This is a genomic window from Streptomyces kryoterrae, assembly GCF_054072135.1.
Window position 1 is genome coordinate 9,521,824 of the sequence record NZ_CM133358.1, and the last position, 14,587, is coordinate 9,536,410.

General features: G+C 71.1%; 15 protein-coding genes and 2 pseudogenes. 10 read left to right on the top strand and 7 right to left on the bottom strand.

Annotated elements, in window-relative coordinates; translation table 11 throughout:
• Nucleotides 1–14: 14 nt before the first annotated feature.
• On the bottom strand, nucleotides 15–1,631 hold the full coding sequence (locus ACW4TU_RS42590) for an alpha/beta hydrolase (RefSeq protein ID WP_457422492.1): 1,617 nt from the start codon (nucleotides 1,629–1,631) through the stop codon (nucleotides 15–17).
• Between the two features lie 190 nt (nucleotides 1,632–1,821).
• Here ACW4TU_RS42590 and ACW4TU_RS42595 point away from each other — a divergent pair, with 190 nt between their 5' ends.
• Complete coding sequence (locus ACW4TU_RS42595; RefSeq protein ID WP_457422494.1) at nucleotides 1,822–2,715, top strand: GNAT family N-acetyltransferase; 894 nt, start codon at nucleotides 1,822–1,824, stop codon at nucleotides 2,713–2,715.
• Nucleotides 2,716–2,847: 132 nt separating this feature from the next.
• Nucleotides 2,848–3,624, top strand: coding sequence for a GNAT family N-acetyltransferase (locus ACW4TU_RS42600; protein WP_457422496.1), 777 nt, complete (start codon nucleotides 2,848–2,850; stop codon nucleotides 3,622–3,624).
• Nucleotides 3,625–3,658: 34 nt separating this feature from the next.
• On the opposite strand, the gene ACW4TU_RS42605 is transcribed toward ACW4TU_RS42600, so the two are convergent.
• The 4 genes from ACW4TU_RS42605 to ACW4TU_RS42620 form a co-directional block, all read right to left on the bottom strand.
• Nucleotides 3,659–4,540 (bottom strand): GNAT family N-acetyltransferase, encoded by an 882-nt coding sequence (locus ACW4TU_RS42605; protein ID WP_457422498.1) that lies wholly within the window; start codon nucleotides 4,538–4,540, stop codon nucleotides 3,659–3,661.
• Between the two features lie 186 nt (nucleotides 4,541–4,726).
• On the bottom strand, nucleotides 4,727–5,011 hold the full coding sequence (locus ACW4TU_RS42610) for a GlsB/YeaQ/YmgE family stress response membrane protein (protein WP_457422500.1): 285 nt from the start codon (nucleotides 5,009–5,011) through the stop codon (nucleotides 4,727–4,729).
• Nucleotides 5,012–5,124: 113 nt separating this feature from the next.
• On the bottom strand, nucleotides 5,125–5,565 hold the full coding sequence (locus tag ACW4TU_RS42615) for an SPW repeat protein (protein WP_457422502.1): 441 nt from the start codon (nucleotides 5,563–5,565) through the stop codon (nucleotides 5,125–5,127).
• A 79-nt stretch (nucleotides 5,566–5,644) separates the two neighbouring features.
• Entirely contained in the window at nucleotides 5,645–6,607 is a 963-nt protein-coding gene (locus ACW4TU_RS42620) for a LysR family transcriptional regulator (protein WP_457422504.1), read from the bottom strand.
• Nucleotides 6,608–6,750: 143 nt separating this feature from the next.
• On the opposite strand from ACW4TU_RS42620, the gene ACW4TU_RS42625 reads away from it, so the two are divergent.
• The 5 genes and pseudogenes from ACW4TU_RS42625 (at nucleotide 6,751) to ACW4TU_RS42645 (ending at nucleotide 10,283) form a co-directional block, all read left to right on the top strand.
• Nucleotides 6,751–6,828, top strand: coding sequence for a putative leader peptide (locus ACW4TU_RS42625; RefSeq protein WP_368861482.1), 78 nt, complete (start codon nucleotides 6,751–6,753; stop codon nucleotides 6,826–6,828).
• 116 nt (nucleotides 6,829–6,944) lie between these two features.
• Nucleotides 6,945–7,112, top strand: a pseudogene (locus ACW4TU_RS42630) (dimethylsulfone monooxygenase SfnG); the annotation flags it as partial.
• Between the two features lie 162 nt (nucleotides 7,113–7,274).
• On the top strand, nucleotides 7,275–7,829 hold the full coding sequence (ssuE, locus tag ACW4TU_RS42635; protein ID WP_457422506.1) for an NADPH-dependent FMN reductase: 555 nt from the start codon (nucleotides 7,275–7,277) through the stop codon (nucleotides 7,827–7,829).
• A gap of 5 nt (nucleotides 7,830–7,834) precedes the next feature.
• Nucleotides 7,835–9,071: pseudogene (locus ACW4TU_RS42640) on the top strand (SfnB family sulfur acquisition oxidoreductase).
• Between the two features lie 36 nt (nucleotides 9,072–9,107).
• The gene (locus ACW4TU_RS42645) at nucleotides 9,108–10,283 is read left to right on the top strand and encodes an LLM class flavin-dependent oxidoreductase (protein ID WP_457422508.1); all 1,176 of its coding nucleotides are present in this window, start codon (nucleotides 9,108–9,110) and stop codon (nucleotides 10,281–10,283) included.
• 31 nt (nucleotides 10,284–10,314) lie between these two features.
• On the opposite strand, the gene ACW4TU_RS42650 is transcribed toward ACW4TU_RS42645, so the two are convergent.
• A complete protein-coding gene (locus tag ACW4TU_RS42650) occupies nucleotides 10,315–11,361 on the bottom strand; it encodes an acyl-CoA dehydrogenase family protein (protein ID WP_457422510.1) in 1,047 nt (348 codons plus the stop codon).
• A gap of 98 nt (nucleotides 11,362–11,459) precedes the next feature.
• Here ACW4TU_RS42650 and ACW4TU_RS42655 point away from each other — a divergent pair, with 98 nt between their 5' ends.
• The 3 genes from ACW4TU_RS42655 to ACW4TU_RS42665 all read left to right on the top strand — a co-directional run bounded on the left by ACW4TU_RS42655 (nucleotide 11,460) and on the right by ACW4TU_RS42665 (nucleotide 13,813).
• Entirely contained in the window at nucleotides 11,460–11,813 is a 354-nt protein-coding gene (locus ACW4TU_RS42655) for a YciI family protein (RefSeq protein WP_457430592.1), read from the top strand.
• Nucleotides 11,814–11,898: 85 nt separating this feature from the next.
• On the top strand, nucleotides 11,899–12,339 hold the full coding sequence (locus tag ACW4TU_RS42660; RefSeq protein ID WP_457422512.1) for a MarR family winged helix-turn-helix transcriptional regulator: 441 nt from the start codon (nucleotides 11,899–11,901) through the stop codon (nucleotides 12,337–12,339).
• Between the two features lie 148 nt (nucleotides 12,340–12,487).
• A complete protein-coding gene (locus ACW4TU_RS42665; RefSeq protein WP_457422514.1) occupies nucleotides 12,488–13,813 on the top strand; it encodes an aldehyde dehydrogenase family protein in 1,326 nt (441 codons plus the stop codon).
• Nucleotides 13,814–13,927: 114 nt separating this feature from the next.
• Here the strand turns inward: ACW4TU_RS42665 and ACW4TU_RS42670 are convergent, their stop codons facing one another.
• The gene (locus ACW4TU_RS42670; RefSeq protein WP_457422517.1) at nucleotides 13,928–14,578 is read right to left on the bottom strand and encodes a TetR/AcrR family transcriptional regulator; all 651 of its coding nucleotides are present in this window, start codon (nucleotides 14,576–14,578) and stop codon (nucleotides 13,928–13,930) included.
• Between the last annotated feature and the right edge of the window lie 9 nt (nucleotides 14,579–14,587).

The following is a 14,587-nucleotide window of genomic DNA, read 5'->3' on the forward strand; positions in this document are numbered from 1 at the left end:
ACCGGACGCGGCCCTCAGTCGGTGTCGTCCGCGCCGCAGGAGCTGCCGTCGGCCGGGAGGGAGCCGTACAGCAGGAAAGCGTCGACCGTCCGGTGCACGCACTTCGAGGAGGCGTAGCCGGTGTGCCCCTCGCCCTTGTTGTCGAGGACGACGGCCGACGAGCCCAGCCGCTCGGCCGTCTCCGTGGTCCAGCGGTACGGCGTGGCCGGGTCGCCGCGCGTGCCCACCAGGAGCATCTTCGGCGTGTCGACGTCTCGTACCCGCGTGCGGATGAAGTCGGTGCCCCTGGGGCGGCCGTAACACGTCAGGACCTCGGTGAGACGGTAGCGGCCGAACACCGGGGAGGCCTTCTCGTACGCGGCGCGCAGGGCGGCGAAATCCTTGGTGATGCGGGCCGCGCCGGGCCGGTCGGGGTCGTCCGCGCAGTTGACCGCCATCAGCGCGGCGGGGAGGTTGTCGATGGGCACCTCCACCTCGTCGACGAGCCCGCCGTCGGAGTCCGGGGAGGGGCTCTGCCGTACGGCGCTCTGCCGCACGGGGCTCTGTCTCGGCAGGGCGGGGACGGCGGCGCCTCCGCCGCCGAACCCCATGACCCCTCGCGCGTCCCCGTCCTCGACCAAGGAGGCGAGGGCCCGCTCCAGGGGCGACCACATCCGCTTGCTGTAGAGCCCCTGGCCGATGGCGCCCACGAGGTCCCGGCCGGAGAAGCGGTCACCGAAGCCGGTCGGCACCGGGTCCCTGTCGAGCGACTCGACCAGGTCGACGACCTGCCGACGGGCGATGCGCGCGTCCTGCCCGAACGGGCAGGCGAGGTCGGTCACGCACCAGTCGATGAAGCCCTCCAGCGCGGTCTGCTGCCCGGCCGCGCCCGCGAGCCCCTGCTCGGCGAGCGACTCGGTGAGGGTGTCGACGCCGTCGAGGACGAACCGGCCCACCTTCTTGGGGAATTGGGCCGCGTAGACAGCGCCGAGCCGGGTCCCGTACGAGAATCCGAGGTAGTTGAGCTTCTTGTCGCCGAGGGCCTGGCGCATCACGTCGAGGTCGCGGGAGGCGTCGACGGTGCCGATGTGCCGCAGGACGGGCCCGGAGTGCCGCACACAGGCCTGGGCCGCCCTGCGCAGTTGTTCGAGGACGGCACCCGGATCGTCCGCGGCCTCGCCGCCGGTCACTTCGGCGTCCGCGTCCGTGCCCTCGCCGCAGCTGACGGGGGAGGACCTGCCGACGCCGCGCGGGTCGAAGGTGACGACGTCGTAGCCGTTCGTCAGGCCCATGAAGTCCTCGCCGTCGTAGGCGAGTTGACTTACTCCCGCGCCACCGGGCCCGCCGAAGTTCAGCAGCACGGAACCCCGGGACCTCCCGGTCGCCCGGTAGCGGGCCATCGCCAGGTCGAGTGTGCCGCCGCCGGGTCTGGCGTAGTCGAGCGGGACGGTGACCTTGCCGCACTGGAGGTCGTCCGTCGGCACGTCGTCCATCGCCATCTCGTCGGCGCAGGCCGACCACTTGATCTTCTGGTGGTAGAACCGGGACAGGCTGGGCTCGTCGTCCGCCGCGGCCACCGTCGGCGCACCTGTCCCCAGCAGGGCGAGGGTCACGGCCGAGGCGAGCGCCCGGCGTCGGTACGCGGACCGCATGAATGCCTCCAGGGGCGGGCCCGGCTGCGGTCCGGGACGGCGCCCTCGAACACGATAAGCGGGCCCACCGGGCCTCGCCTCCCGGCGGTCGGACCCGTGTGCGGGCTGGGGCGTCGGGTGGTCGCGGCCCCTTCCGGATCCATGGTCGGATGGGGCCGCATCCCCCCACTGAACGGAACGGAGCCCCTCCATGACCTCCTCCGCCGGCCCCCTCTCCCCGGCTCCCGAAGACCTCGTCGTCACCCGGGCCACGCCCGGGGACTGGCTCGTGGTCACCGGATGGGCGGCCGACGAGGGCTGGAACCCGGGGCTGTCGGACACCGCGGGGTTCTTCGCCCAGGACCCCGAGGGCTTCTTCATCGGCAGGGTCGGCGGGGAGCCGGTCTCCGCGATCTCGGTCGTCAACCACGGGGACGCGTACGCCTTTCTGGGTTTCTATCTCGTCCGTCCCGATCTGCGCGGACGCGGCTACGGGATCACCACCTGGAAGACCGCGCTGGCCCACGCCGGCACCCGTACCGTCGGCCTCGAGGGAGTGGTCGCCCAGCAGCACAACTACCGTCGCTCGGGCTTCGAACCCGACTGTCGCACCGTCCGGTTCACCGGAACCGCCCTCGCTGCCGACACCCCGGCACGGGTGCGTCCCGTACGGCAGGAAGATCTGGCGGCGATCACGGCGTACGACGCCCTCTGCGGCCCCGCCGACCGGCCCCGTTTCCTGGAGTACTGGCTGACGGCCCCCGGCCATCGGGCTTTCGTGCGCGAGAGTGGCCCCGGGGGTGGCCTCGCGAGCCGTGCCGTCACCGGCTACGGAGTCGTCCGCCCCGGCCGGGACGCGCACCGTATCGGCCCGCTGTTCGCCGACACCGCCGACGACGCCCGGGCGCTGTTCGTCGCGCTGACGGCAGGCACGGGTGGGACGGAGGTCGCGATCGACGTCCCCGAGCCGAACGCGGCTGCCGTCGCGATGGTGGCGGAGGCGGGTTTCACGTCGTCCTTCGAGACGGCACGCATGTACACGGGCCCGGTGCGGGAGTTCGCGCGGGAGCGGATCTTCGGGGTGACCACGCTCGAACTCGGGTAGCGGCGAACGCCCGGCTGGACGGCACCGTGGCGGCGCCGAACAGTAATTCACATGTGCGAATAGATCAAAGGGTGACGTATTGTGAGCGCCAATACCGTTGCGCTTGCCGCATGGGGATGCTGGAGTAACGGCATGGATCATGTAGGAGTGCTCGCCCTTTACGACCGGGACATGCGTGAAGGGGCGCAGCCCGACGGGCCAGGCGCTCGGATCGAACGGGTGGGCGGGGTGGTGCGCCAGGTCGCCGACGCCCAGGGGTGGAACGGGGTCGTCTGGTCCGACCTCGACGCCGAGCGGGTCGACGAGGCGATCGCCGAACAGATCCGCTACTACGGCGACCTCGGGCGGACGTTCGAGTGGAAGCTCTACGGCCACGACCTCCCCATCGACCTGGGGCAACGGCTGCGGACGGCGGGGTTCACGCCCGAACCCGAGGAGACGCTGATGATCGGCGAGGTCGCCCGCCTGACCTTCGATACCGAGCCGCCCGAGGGAATCCGCCTCGTCCCGGTGACCGACCGGGCCGGTGTCGAACTCGTGGCGGACGTGCACGAGAAGGCGTTCGGCACCGACAGCTCCCGGATGCGCCACCAGCTGCTCGCCCGGCTCACCGACGACCCGGACACGGTCACGGCCGTCGTGGCGCTGGCCGGCGACGAGCCGGTGAGCGCGGCCCGTATGGAACTCGTACCCGGTACCCGGTTCGCCGGGCTGTGGGGCGGCGGCACCGTCGAGGCCTGGCGCGGCAAGGGCATCTACCGGGCCCTGGTCGCCCACCGCGCCCGCGACGCCGTGAAGCGCGGCTACCGCTACCTCCAGGTCGACGCCTCCCACCAGAGCAGGCCCGTCCTGGAACGCCTCGGCTTCGAACCGCTCACCACCACGACGCCGTACGTGTACGAGTCCTGACCCGTGGCGGCCGGGTCGCCGGGCCGCGCCGGTCTCACAGTCCGAGCTGGTACTCCACCGCCCTGTGCGTGGGTACGTACCCCAGCTCGTCGTTGATGCCGAGCATCGGCGCGTTGCCGGCCGCGGTGTCGGTGAGCAGTCCGGTGAGTCCGGGGTGGTGGCGGCGGGCCCGGCGGATCGACTCGGCCTTCATCCAGCGGCCGAGGCCGCGTCCGCGGTGCTCGGGCAGTACCGCCGTTCCGTAGTGCTGTCCGTCCCCCTGCCCGTCGCCCGGCACCACCAGCTCGGAGAAGCCGACGACCGAACCGTCCGCCGTGTTCAGCACGGCCACGGTGTGCATCAGGTCCCCGCGCCCCGCGACCGCCTCGGCCGCCGCCAGGACACGGTCGACGTCCCATACGACCGTGCCGTAGTCGGTGTCCTCCATCGGCATGTCGTCCATGGCGCGGCGCGAGTCGGCGTAGCTCCGCGCCAGTTCGGGTGGGACTGCGCCTTCCCAGTCCGTCAACCGGTAGCCGGGGTGCGGGAGTTCGGCGAGCCGGGTGACCTCCGCGAGGTCCGCGTCGGCGAGCACCAGCCGGGCGTACGTCAGTGCCAGCACCCGGCGAAAACCCCGGTCCGCAAGGAAACGGTCGCCGGGGGAGCCCTCCTCGGCCTGCGCCACGACCGAACGTCGTCCGTCACTCCGGGCCGCGGCGACGGCGGCTTCCAGGAGCCGGGTGCCGACCCCCTGCCGGCGTTCGGCGCGATGTACCGAGATCTCCAGCTCGGCGAGATGCTCCTGGCCCTCCCTGGTGAACAGACGCAGGAAGGCGGAACCGAGCGGTGCACCGCCCGAGTCGGCGGCCAGCCAGACGAGCCGTCGGCTCGACGCGCCGGGTTCGGGATCGGTGAGTGCGGTGATGCGCGGGGGCAAGAGGTCTCCGTGACGCTGAGCGGGCCGTACAGAGCAGTACGACGGCCGCACCGCGCCGGGACATGCGTGCGGGCGGTGGCCCGCCGAAGCTAACTTCGGCGGGCCACCGCCCGCAACGGGAATTCGGTGGCCGGGGTGCCTGGCCCCGCAGGGCGGCTCCGGCCTCCGATGCTCACACGCGCTCTGTCACCGCCGCCTGCTGCGTGCGCGTCGCGGCGCCTTCGCCCGGTCCAGTGCGGCCACACCGACGGCTGCCAGCCCGATCTGGATGAGCCACTCGACCCAGTCGATGCCGTCCGTGTCGGCCACGTCCAACCCGGCGGCGATCGCCGATCCGACGAGCGCGGCCACGATGCCGACGACGATCGTCCAGAGGATTCCGATGCGCTGGCGCCCCGGGATGACGAGCCGGCCCAGGATGCCGATGACGGTGCCGATGATGATGGCGCCGATGATGCTCGAGATCGTCATTTCCGCCCCACTTCGCCGGTGTTGGCTACCTCTCTGTATTTGCCCACTGCGGCCCGGGACAGTCCGCTGAACGGCGAGCGGCCCGGTCCATAGAGGGGCCGGGCCGCTTCCACCTATGCCCTGGGGGCACTTCTCGCTGTGGCGCCCGCGCTCAACAGCCCCAGGAACAGGGCCAGGACGCCGATGATGACGTTGTTCAGCACGACACCCGCATCAGGACTGTCGCCGACGATCCACGGCGAGACGATCATCCAGATGCCCATGGCGCACAGGGCCCCGCTGAGGCCGTACATGCGTTCCGGAGTGTTGGTGAACCCGAGGGCCAGCAGGCCGATCGCGATGCCCATGATCAGGTTGTGGGTCACGAGCGGGGGCTGGCTTGTCGTGTAGTGGAGGATCCAGGGGGATGCCGCGCAGTACAGACCGACGAGGAACACCGGTCCGTCCACGAGCGCCACATCGCGACCGCCGAGCATACGGGCGTAGCGTGCCCGCATTTCGGTTACATCAGGGTGACTGTGGATGTCACCTCTGGTGTGCGAGACATTGGCCATGACTCGTCTCCTTCGACTGTGCAGGCCTGACCGCTTGAGATGCGGTGTGCGGTGAACGCCGCGTACGCACATTGTGCTCTTATTTATCCCTTATGTGCAGTCCGGTGATGCTGGGTGACCCACCCCGCACAGTGAGTGTCCCGCCCAGCTCCCTGGCCCGGTGCACGAACACCTCGTGCAGATCCCGCGCGGCCAGGGGTACGGACTCGGCGCGGCGGCGCTGGAGGGTCAGCAGCACCTGGGTGGTGTCGTCCTCCGCGATCGGCCGGTAGGTGAGGATGCCGCGCCGTTCCAGCGGGTCGCCGATCACGCTGAAGTCGGGCAGCACCGTCGCCCCGAGCCCCTCCGCGACCATCAGCTTGCCCATCTCGGCACCGTCCGTGGAGTACGCGAAGGCCGCGCCGAGCCCCTCCAGCAGCCGGTGCAGATAGCGGTGCATGACGTAACCGGAGCGCATCGCGATCAGCGGCCCGGCGAGCAGGTCGGCCACCGACACCGCCGGCCGGCCCGCGAGGGGACTGTCCGGACGTACGCACACCACGGGCCGTCCGCGCAGCAGTTCGGTGCTCTCGAAGCCGGCGGGTACGTCGTCGCCCTCCAGCTGGTTAACCAGCCCGAGGTCGAAACCGCCCTCTGTGAGCCCTCGGTGGATCTCCGCCTGCTGTACGTCCACCACCTCCACCTGCGTCAGCTCGTGCGTCGCGCGGAACTCCCGTACGGCGGGGATGAGCAGCGGCACGGTCGCCGCGTTCACCGTGCCGACGCGCACCATGCGGCTGATGCGGTGCTGTTCGCCCGCGGCGCCCCGCAGCCGGTCCACCGCGTCGAGGACGTCGATGATGTGCGGCAGCAGTTCCCGGCCCTCCGCGCTCATCGTCGCGCCGGACCGTTTCCGCTCCAGCAGGTCGACCCCGAGTTCCCGCTCCAGATTGCGCACGGTCTCGCTCAACGCGGGCTGCGACAGGCGGAGTTCGTCGGCCGCGCGGCGCAGCGAACCGAGCCGGGTGACCGCCGCGATGTATTCCAGCTGTTCAATACGCACCGCAGCAGAATGCGGGCGTCCGAGCGACCGGTTCAAGGGTTTCCCTGTCACGCCTTCGTGAAATCAGGTGGTCCGGGATACGAGACCGGTCGGGTTTTCCTTGACTGCCTTCTTCGGCGACTGTCACGATCGATGACATGAAGATGCGACTGGACCTCACGCGGCGACGGCACGTCGACCTCGCGCGCGTCTCCAGTGCCTCCTGTTGCCTCGCGGCCTGATCCCCGTCCCGATCCGCCGCGCCCGTTCCGTTTCCGCAACCGCCTGAGATTTTGCCGGATGTCACTCCGGCCGGAATTGGCGTGCCCGAAAACGTATTCCGCAACAGGAGTTCCGTATGTCAGCAGAGCCCGTGAAATTCGCCTACTGGGTCCCCAACGTCAGTGGCGGACTCGTCACCAGCCGGATCGAGCAGCGCACCGACTGGGGCTACGACTACAACCGCGAACTCGCCGTCCTCGCCGAGAACAACGGCTTCGAGTACGCGCTCAGCCAGGTCCGCCACGCCTGACGCCCGTCCCGTTCACACCGCCGCCGCGGCAGAGACTCACTCTGAGCACCGTCTCGCCCGCCGCCCGCCGCCCGACAGCCCTGACCGCCCGCTCGACCGGGACGCCTGCCACGCACAGGCGCCCCGGATCCCGGCAAGCCTCCCGAAAGAGGACCCATGGCCACCGTCCTGTCCGTCTCCGGCAGCCCCTCCGTCTCCTCCCGCACCGGAAAGCTCCTGCGCCACCTGGACGCCAGGCTGGTCGCCCAGGGACACGAGGTGATCCCGCTCGACGTACGCACCATCCCCGCCGAGGCCCTGCTCGGGGCCGACTTCCGGCACCCGGCGATCGTCGAGGCCACCGAGCTGTTCGCACGCGCCGACGGCGTCGTCGTCGCCACCCCGGTCTACAAGGCGTCCTACTCCGGTGTCCTCAAGGCGCTCCTCGATCTGCTCCCGCAGTACGCCCTCACCGGCAAGACCGTGCTGCCGCTGGCCACCGGTGGCACCACCGCCCACGTCCTGGCCATCGACTACGCCCTGCGGCCGGTCCTCAACTCCATGGGCGCCGCCCACATCGTCCAGGGCTGGTTCACCCTCGACAAGGACATCACCGCACACGAGGACGGCTCCATCGCGGTCGCCCCGGGCACCGCCGAGGCCCTCACCCAGGTCCTCGACCAGTTCTCGGCGGCGCTCAGCCGCTCCCCGTTCCTCGCCGCGGCGGTCTGACTCCCATGACCGCGAAAGTCATCGCCGACGACGTGGAGGCCCTGACCGTGGCGGCGGCCCTGGCAGACGAGCTCCGGCCCGGGGCCGCCAGGGACGCCGAACGACGGCTCCCACGGGCCGAGTTGGACCGCCTCTCGGCCTCGGGACTGCTCGCGGTCACCGTGCCCGCCGAGTACGGGGGAGCGGGCGTACGCCAGGAGACCCTGGCCGAGATCTTCCGGCTGCTCGCCTCGGCCGACGCCAGCCTCGCGCAGATCCCGCAGAACCACTTCGTGTACGTCAATGTGATCCACCGTCAGGGCACGGCAGAGCAACGGGAGTTCTTCTTCAGCGAGATCCTCGCGGGGAGGCGGTTCGGCAACGTCCAGTCGGAGGCGGGCACGAAGAACGTCCAGGACATCCGCACCCGCCTGGACCGGCAGCCCGACGGCTCGTTCACACTGACCGGCGTCAAGCACTACTCCACCGGCGCCCTGTTCGCCGACTGGATCCCGGTCCTCGCCCGCGCGGAGGACGGCAACCTGCACGTGGCGTACGTCCCGCACGACGCGCCCGGCCTCATGGTCGTGGACGACTGGGACGGCATGGGCCAGCGGACGAACGGCCGGCGGCACCGTCCGGCTCGACGCGGTCCGCGTCCCGGCCGACCGCGTCCTCCCGCACCTCCTCACCTTCCGGGGACCCCAACTTCACGGGTCCGTGGCCCAGTTGCTGCACACGGCCATCGACGTGGGCATCGCCGGGGGTGCGCTCGCCGAGGCCGCGGAGTTCGTCCGGAGCAGGAGCCGGCCCTGGTTCGAGAGCGGCACCGAGACCGCCGACGACGACCCGCTGCTGATCCAGCGGTTCGGTGAACTCGCCGTCCAGCTGCGGGCGTCCGAGGCACTGCTGCGCGAGGCGGCCCGCACCGTGGACGCGGCCCGCGCCGACCTCACCGACGACTCGGCGGCCGAGGCGTCCTTCGCGGTGGCCGTCGCCAAGGCGCACGCGACTACCACCGCGGTGGAGGTCACCGGGGCCCTCTTCGAGGTCGCCGGCACCCGCTCGGCACTCAACTCCCTGAACCTGCACCGGCATTGGCGTGACGCCCGTACCCGCCCACCCGTCGCCCGACCACCGCCCCTCAACGAGGCGCTTCGCGCCGCACCTTCTCGATTGCACGACCCGGCCCGCTGGAAGGTCCAGCACATCGGCCGCTACGTGCTGAACGGCACGAAACCGCCCTGCCACGGCCTGCTGTAACGCCACGAACGCCACGTTCCCGATCGGAGATCTGCGGTGTCCCTCACCTTCCACTGGTTCCTCCCCACCAACGGCGACAGCCGCGATGTCGTCGGCGGCGGCCACGGCACCCCGGCCACCGCGTTCGGGCAGAACCGGCCGCCGACGGTCGCCTATCTGAGCCAGATCGCCCGCGCCGCCGAGGACCTGGGTTTCGTCGGCGTGCTCACCCCCACCGGTGCCTGGTGCGAGGACGCCTGGCTGACCACCGCCATGGTCAGCCAGCACACCGAGCGCCTGAAGTTCCTGGTCGCCTTCCGGCCCGGCTTCGTCTCGCCGACCCTCGCCGCGCAGATGGCGTCCACCTTCCAGCGCCAGACCGGCGGGCGGCTCCTCCTCAACGTGGTCACGGGCGGCGAGAGCCACGAGCAGAAGGCCTACGGCGACTTCCTCGACAAGGACGCCCGATACCGTCGTACCGGCGAATTCCTCGAAGTCATACGGGAGTTGTGGGAGGGCAAGACGGTCAGCCTGACCGGCGAACACCTCCGGGTCGAGGACGCCAAGCTGGCCCGCGTGCCCGATCCGATCCCCGAGGTGTACTTCGGAGGCTCCTCACCCATCGCCGGTGAGGTCGCCGCCCGGCATGTCGACGTCTACCTCACCTGGGGCGAACCGCCGGCGCAGGTCGCCGAGAAGATCGCCTGGGTCCGGGGGCTGGCCGCGAAACAGGGGCGCACCCTGCGGTTCGGCATCCGGCTGCACGTCATCACCCGCGACACCGCCGAGGCGGCGTGGACGGAGGCGGACCGGATCCTCGCGGGCTTCGACGCGAAGACCGTACGGGACATCCAGGCCGGGCTCGCCCGCAGCGAGTCGGAGGGACAGCAGCGGATGCTCGCCCTGCACGGTGGCGGCAACCGGGACGGCCTGGAGATCCACCCCAATCTGTGGGCCGGCATCGGCCTGGTGCGCGGCGGGGCGGGCACCGCGCTCGTCGGCAGCCACGACGAGGTCGCCGACCGTATCGCCGAGTACCACGCCCTGGGCATCGACGAGTTCGTCCTCTCCGGCTATCCGCACCTGGAGGAGGCGTACTGGTTCGGCGAGGGTGTGCTGCCCCGGCTGGCCGCGCGGGGTCTGTGGCGGCATCCGTTCGCCGGGGCGGTCGCGGCACCGGCGGCGCAGGTGCCGTTCGGCGGTCAGGCGGTTCTTCGCCCGCGGGCCCGGTGAGGGCTCGTCGCGCCCCCGAGGGCGTCAGCCGCTAGTCGGCCAGTGAGGCGAGGTGTGCGCTGCGTACGTCCGTCGTCTGGGCCTGCACCAGGAGGAACATGCTCTCGCGGGCCAGGCGTTGGGCAGGGCTGTTGAGGTCCAGGGACCGGCCGCCGCCGGCGACGATCGCCGCGGTCGTCGCGGAACGCATCAGGTCGTACGCACGGGTCTTGAGCGCCAGCCGGTCCACGATGTGCTCCTGGGGCCGGTGGTGGTCCGCGAGGGCGTACGCGTTGCGGCGTACGGCGTCGAGGCGGGTGCGCAGTGAGCGCGCGGTCGCGGTGGCGTCCGGGTGGGCGGCGAGGAGATCGAGGGCCGCGTACGCCACCCCGAACACGGCCGGGTTCGTGTTGGCGGCCCGGGGCAGGTCGACGAGGGCGAACTTCTCGCGCGGGGTGCGCAGGACGACCGCCTCCTCCGGCAGCCGCAGGCCCCTGAGCTCCAGGGAGACCGTCCGGGCGGCCGTGAGTGCCGCCAGGCGCATGGGCGGCGAGGCGCGCAGCCCCGACTGCTCGCGGGCGTCGGCGAAGGCGAACACCACCTCGTCCGTGTCGGACAGCCCCGCGAGCAGCATGACGTCGTTCAGCCCCCAGCCCGTGTACCAGGGGACCGTCCCGTCGAAGCGCCAGCCGCCCCGCTCGTACCCGACCCGCACCGGGACGCGAGGGAAGGAACGCAGGTGCGCGTACGCGATCCCGGACAGCAGCGCACCCGTCGACAACGGTTCCAACAGGCGTTCCCGTACCGGCAACTGAGACTCCGTCAGCAATTTCACCGGTGTGTGGTGCTGCGTCTGCACGAACCAGGTCGAGCAGCAGGCCCCGGCCAGGATCTCGGCGACCTCCCGGGCCACCGAGGCGGGCGCGCCCGCACCCCCGTACTCCTTCGGCGCGCTCACCCCGAGCAGCCCCGAATGCTTGATGGCCTTGATGCTGCTCGCGGGCACGCCCTCCTGGTCGACCCGGCCGGCCTGCGGGGCCAGGACATCGGCGGCGAGCCGGCGGGCGACGGTGACGAGCGGGTGCGCGATGGCGGTCATGGACAGGATTCTCCCGGTGTCGCGGTGCGTTGTGCCTCTGCGGAGGTGCTCCCTTCGTGTAGGAGATGGGGCAGAGCCGTGATGCCCAGGAGGACGCGATGAAGTACTACCTGCTCAGTGCCATGAAGCCGGTCGGGGAGCCGTCCGCGCCCGCGTCGATGGTGGAGATCAACCACAGGCTGAGCGTCTTCCACGAAGAGCTGCGCGAGGCCGGGGCCTGGGTCTTCGCGGGCGGACTGCACCGCCCGGACGCCGCGACCGTGCTGCGGCCCCTGGGTGACGAGGTCGAGGAGACCGAAGGTGCCTACGCCGAGAACAAGGAGTTCCTGGGCGGGATCTGCCTCCTCATGGCACCCGACCTGGACGTCGCCCTGGAGTGGGGCCGCAAGGCGGCCCTGGCGACGACCATGCCGGTCGAGGTCCGGCCCTTCCTGGGCCAGGTCGACGACTGACGGAACGGCGTCGTGGCGCCGGGGCGGTCCGGCGAACTTTCAGACGTCTCATACGATGTACGTATCCCCGGGATCGAGGAGCAGGATGCCCACACCGTCGCAGCGCCGGCCCCAGGACCTTCTGCGGCTCCTGACGCGGGCCGAGCGACTGGCCGCCCGCCGCCTCCAGCCCGTCCTGGACGAGCACGGCTGCTCCCTCGACGCCTGGCGGGTACTCGCCCTGCTCTCCGACGGTGCCGGTCACCACATGACCGCGATAGCCGAGGTCGTCTTCCTGCCGCCGCCGACGCTGACCCGGCTGGTCGACCACCTCGTCGACCAGAACCTCGTGCACCGGCGGGTCGATCCGCACGACCGCCGCCGTATCCTCGTCCACCTCACCCCGCGCGGCCAGGAGTACTGGCGCCGCCTCGACCGTGAGGTCCGCGCCGACTGGCCGCTGCTCAGCGACGGGGACGACGAACTGCTGAGAGCCCTCCTGGACCGGCTGGCCGTGACACTCGACGGGACGACGGCCCAGGTCTGACACGCAAGGCGACGGCCGGTTGCTCACGGTCATCTTCGTGTATGTGGAATATGTTTTGCCGCGCGAGGGGTTGGGATATGAGTCGAGAACATCGAGCCGGCCTTCCGCGCCCGAGACCACCGCATCAGACCATCGTGAGCGAGGCACCGTGAACCACCCCACGCCCCCCGAGCCGCCCGCCAACATCGTGGCGCGCCTGCGCGCCACCTTCCGTACGGGCCGCACCAAGCCCGTCGAGTGGCGCAAGGCCCAGCTCGGCCGGCTTCGCGAACTGCTCACGGAGCACGGCAAGGACGTGGCCGCCGCGCTCCACGCGGACCTCGGCAAGAGCTCGACCGAGGCCTACCGCACGGAGATCGACTTCACGATCCGGGAGATCGACCACACCCTCGAACACCTCGACGGCTGGCTGCGCCCCGAGGCCGCGCCGGTCCCCGAGCGCCTCGGCGCCGACGCCACGGCCTGGACGCAGTACGACCCGCTGGGCGTCGTCCTCGTCATCGCCCCCTGGAACTATCCGGTCCAGCTGCTGCTGACCCCGGTCGTCGGCGCGCTGGCCGCCGGGAACGCCGTGGTGGTCAAGCCGAGCGAACTGGCCCCCGCCACCTCCGACATCGTGGCCCGGCTGCTGCCTCAGTACCTGGACACGGACGCGGTCGCCGTCGTCGAGGGCGGCGTCCCGGAGACCACGGCCCTGCTGGCCGAGCGCTTCGACCACATCTTCTACACCGGCAACGGCACCGTCGGCCGTATCGTGATGCGCGCCGCCGCCGAGCACCTCACCCCGGTCGCCCTCGAACTCGGCGGGAAGTCCCCGGCGTTCGTCGACACCGGCGTCGATGTGGACGTCGTCGCCGACCGGCTGGTGCGGGGCAAGTTCCTCAACGCCGGCCAGACCTGCGTCGCCCCCGACTACGTCCTCACCGATCCGGAGACCGCCGCCGCGCTGGAGCCCGCGCTCGCCAAGGCCGTCGAGAACCTGTTCGGCGCCGACCCGGCCACCTCCACCGAGTTCGGCCGGATCGTCAACGAGCGTCACTTCGACCGCCTCGGCGGCCTGCTCGACTCGGGCCGGGTCGTCACCGGCGGCGTCAAGGACCGTACGACGAAGTACATCGCGCCGACCGTCCTCGCCGACGTCGACCCCGCCTCGCCCGTGATGCGGGAGGAGATCTTCGGCCCGATCCTGCCGATCGTCACGGTGCCCGGACTGGACGACGCGATCGGCTTCATCAACGACCGCGACAAGCCGCTCGCGCTGTACGTGTTCACCGAGTCCGGCACGACCAGGGAGCGGATCGCCGCCGAGACGTCCTCCGGCGCTGTCGGCTACGGCCTGCCGCTCGCCCATCTCACCGTCTCCGACCTGCCGTTCGGCGGGGTGGGGGAGAGCGGGATGGGCAGCTACCACGGCCGCTATTCGATCGAGACGTTCAGCCACCGCAAGGCGGTGCTGGCGAAGCCCCTGAGCTGAGGACGCCGGCCTGAGGCCGGCGGGCCGGAACCCCGATCGCCCGTCTTACCGAGAACGTCATTCTCGGTAAGACGGGCGATCGGTTTCAGGTGCGCGTGATGGGTGCGGAGTGGCTCAGGCGCCCGAGATGCCACCGAGGCAGAACTGCCACACCTCGTCGGCGGTCACCGGGTGTGCCTGGCTGTCCGAGGGGACGCTGTTGGCCTGGGCGGAGAACATGACGGTCTGCATGAGGAGAGCCGCCAGCCTGCGGGGCTTGTCCGCGTGGACACTGCCCGCCTCGGCGGCCTGCTCCAGCAACTCGGTGAACAGGTTCAGCAGCGGCAGGTGCGCGGTGGCCACCTGGGCCGGGTGCTTGACCAGCAGTTGCAGCGCGAAGTCACTGAACAGGGGGCGCTGGACACCGGGGTTGGGCAGCGACTGCTCGAACAGCATCTCCACCGCGATCCGCAGCCGGGGCAGCGGCTCGCCGCCGCCCGAGGTGGCCTCGCGGATCTCGATCGCCGACGTGGACAGGGCGTCCTCGAACAGGGCGAGCAGCAACTCGTGCTTGCCGTCGAAGTGCTGGTAGAAGCTGCGCAGCGACTGCTTCGAGCGGTCGACGACCTCCTGGACGGTGAAGTCGGTCGTCCCCTTCTCCGCGATGAGTTCCTGCGCGGCGTCCAGGAAGCGCTGAACGCGCTGCTCGGCGCGCTGTTTCGCGGCGCGGGTGGATCGCTCTACGGCGCGCTGGCGCCAGGCGGGCTCTTCGGGGATGGCGGTCACGCGTAGAAC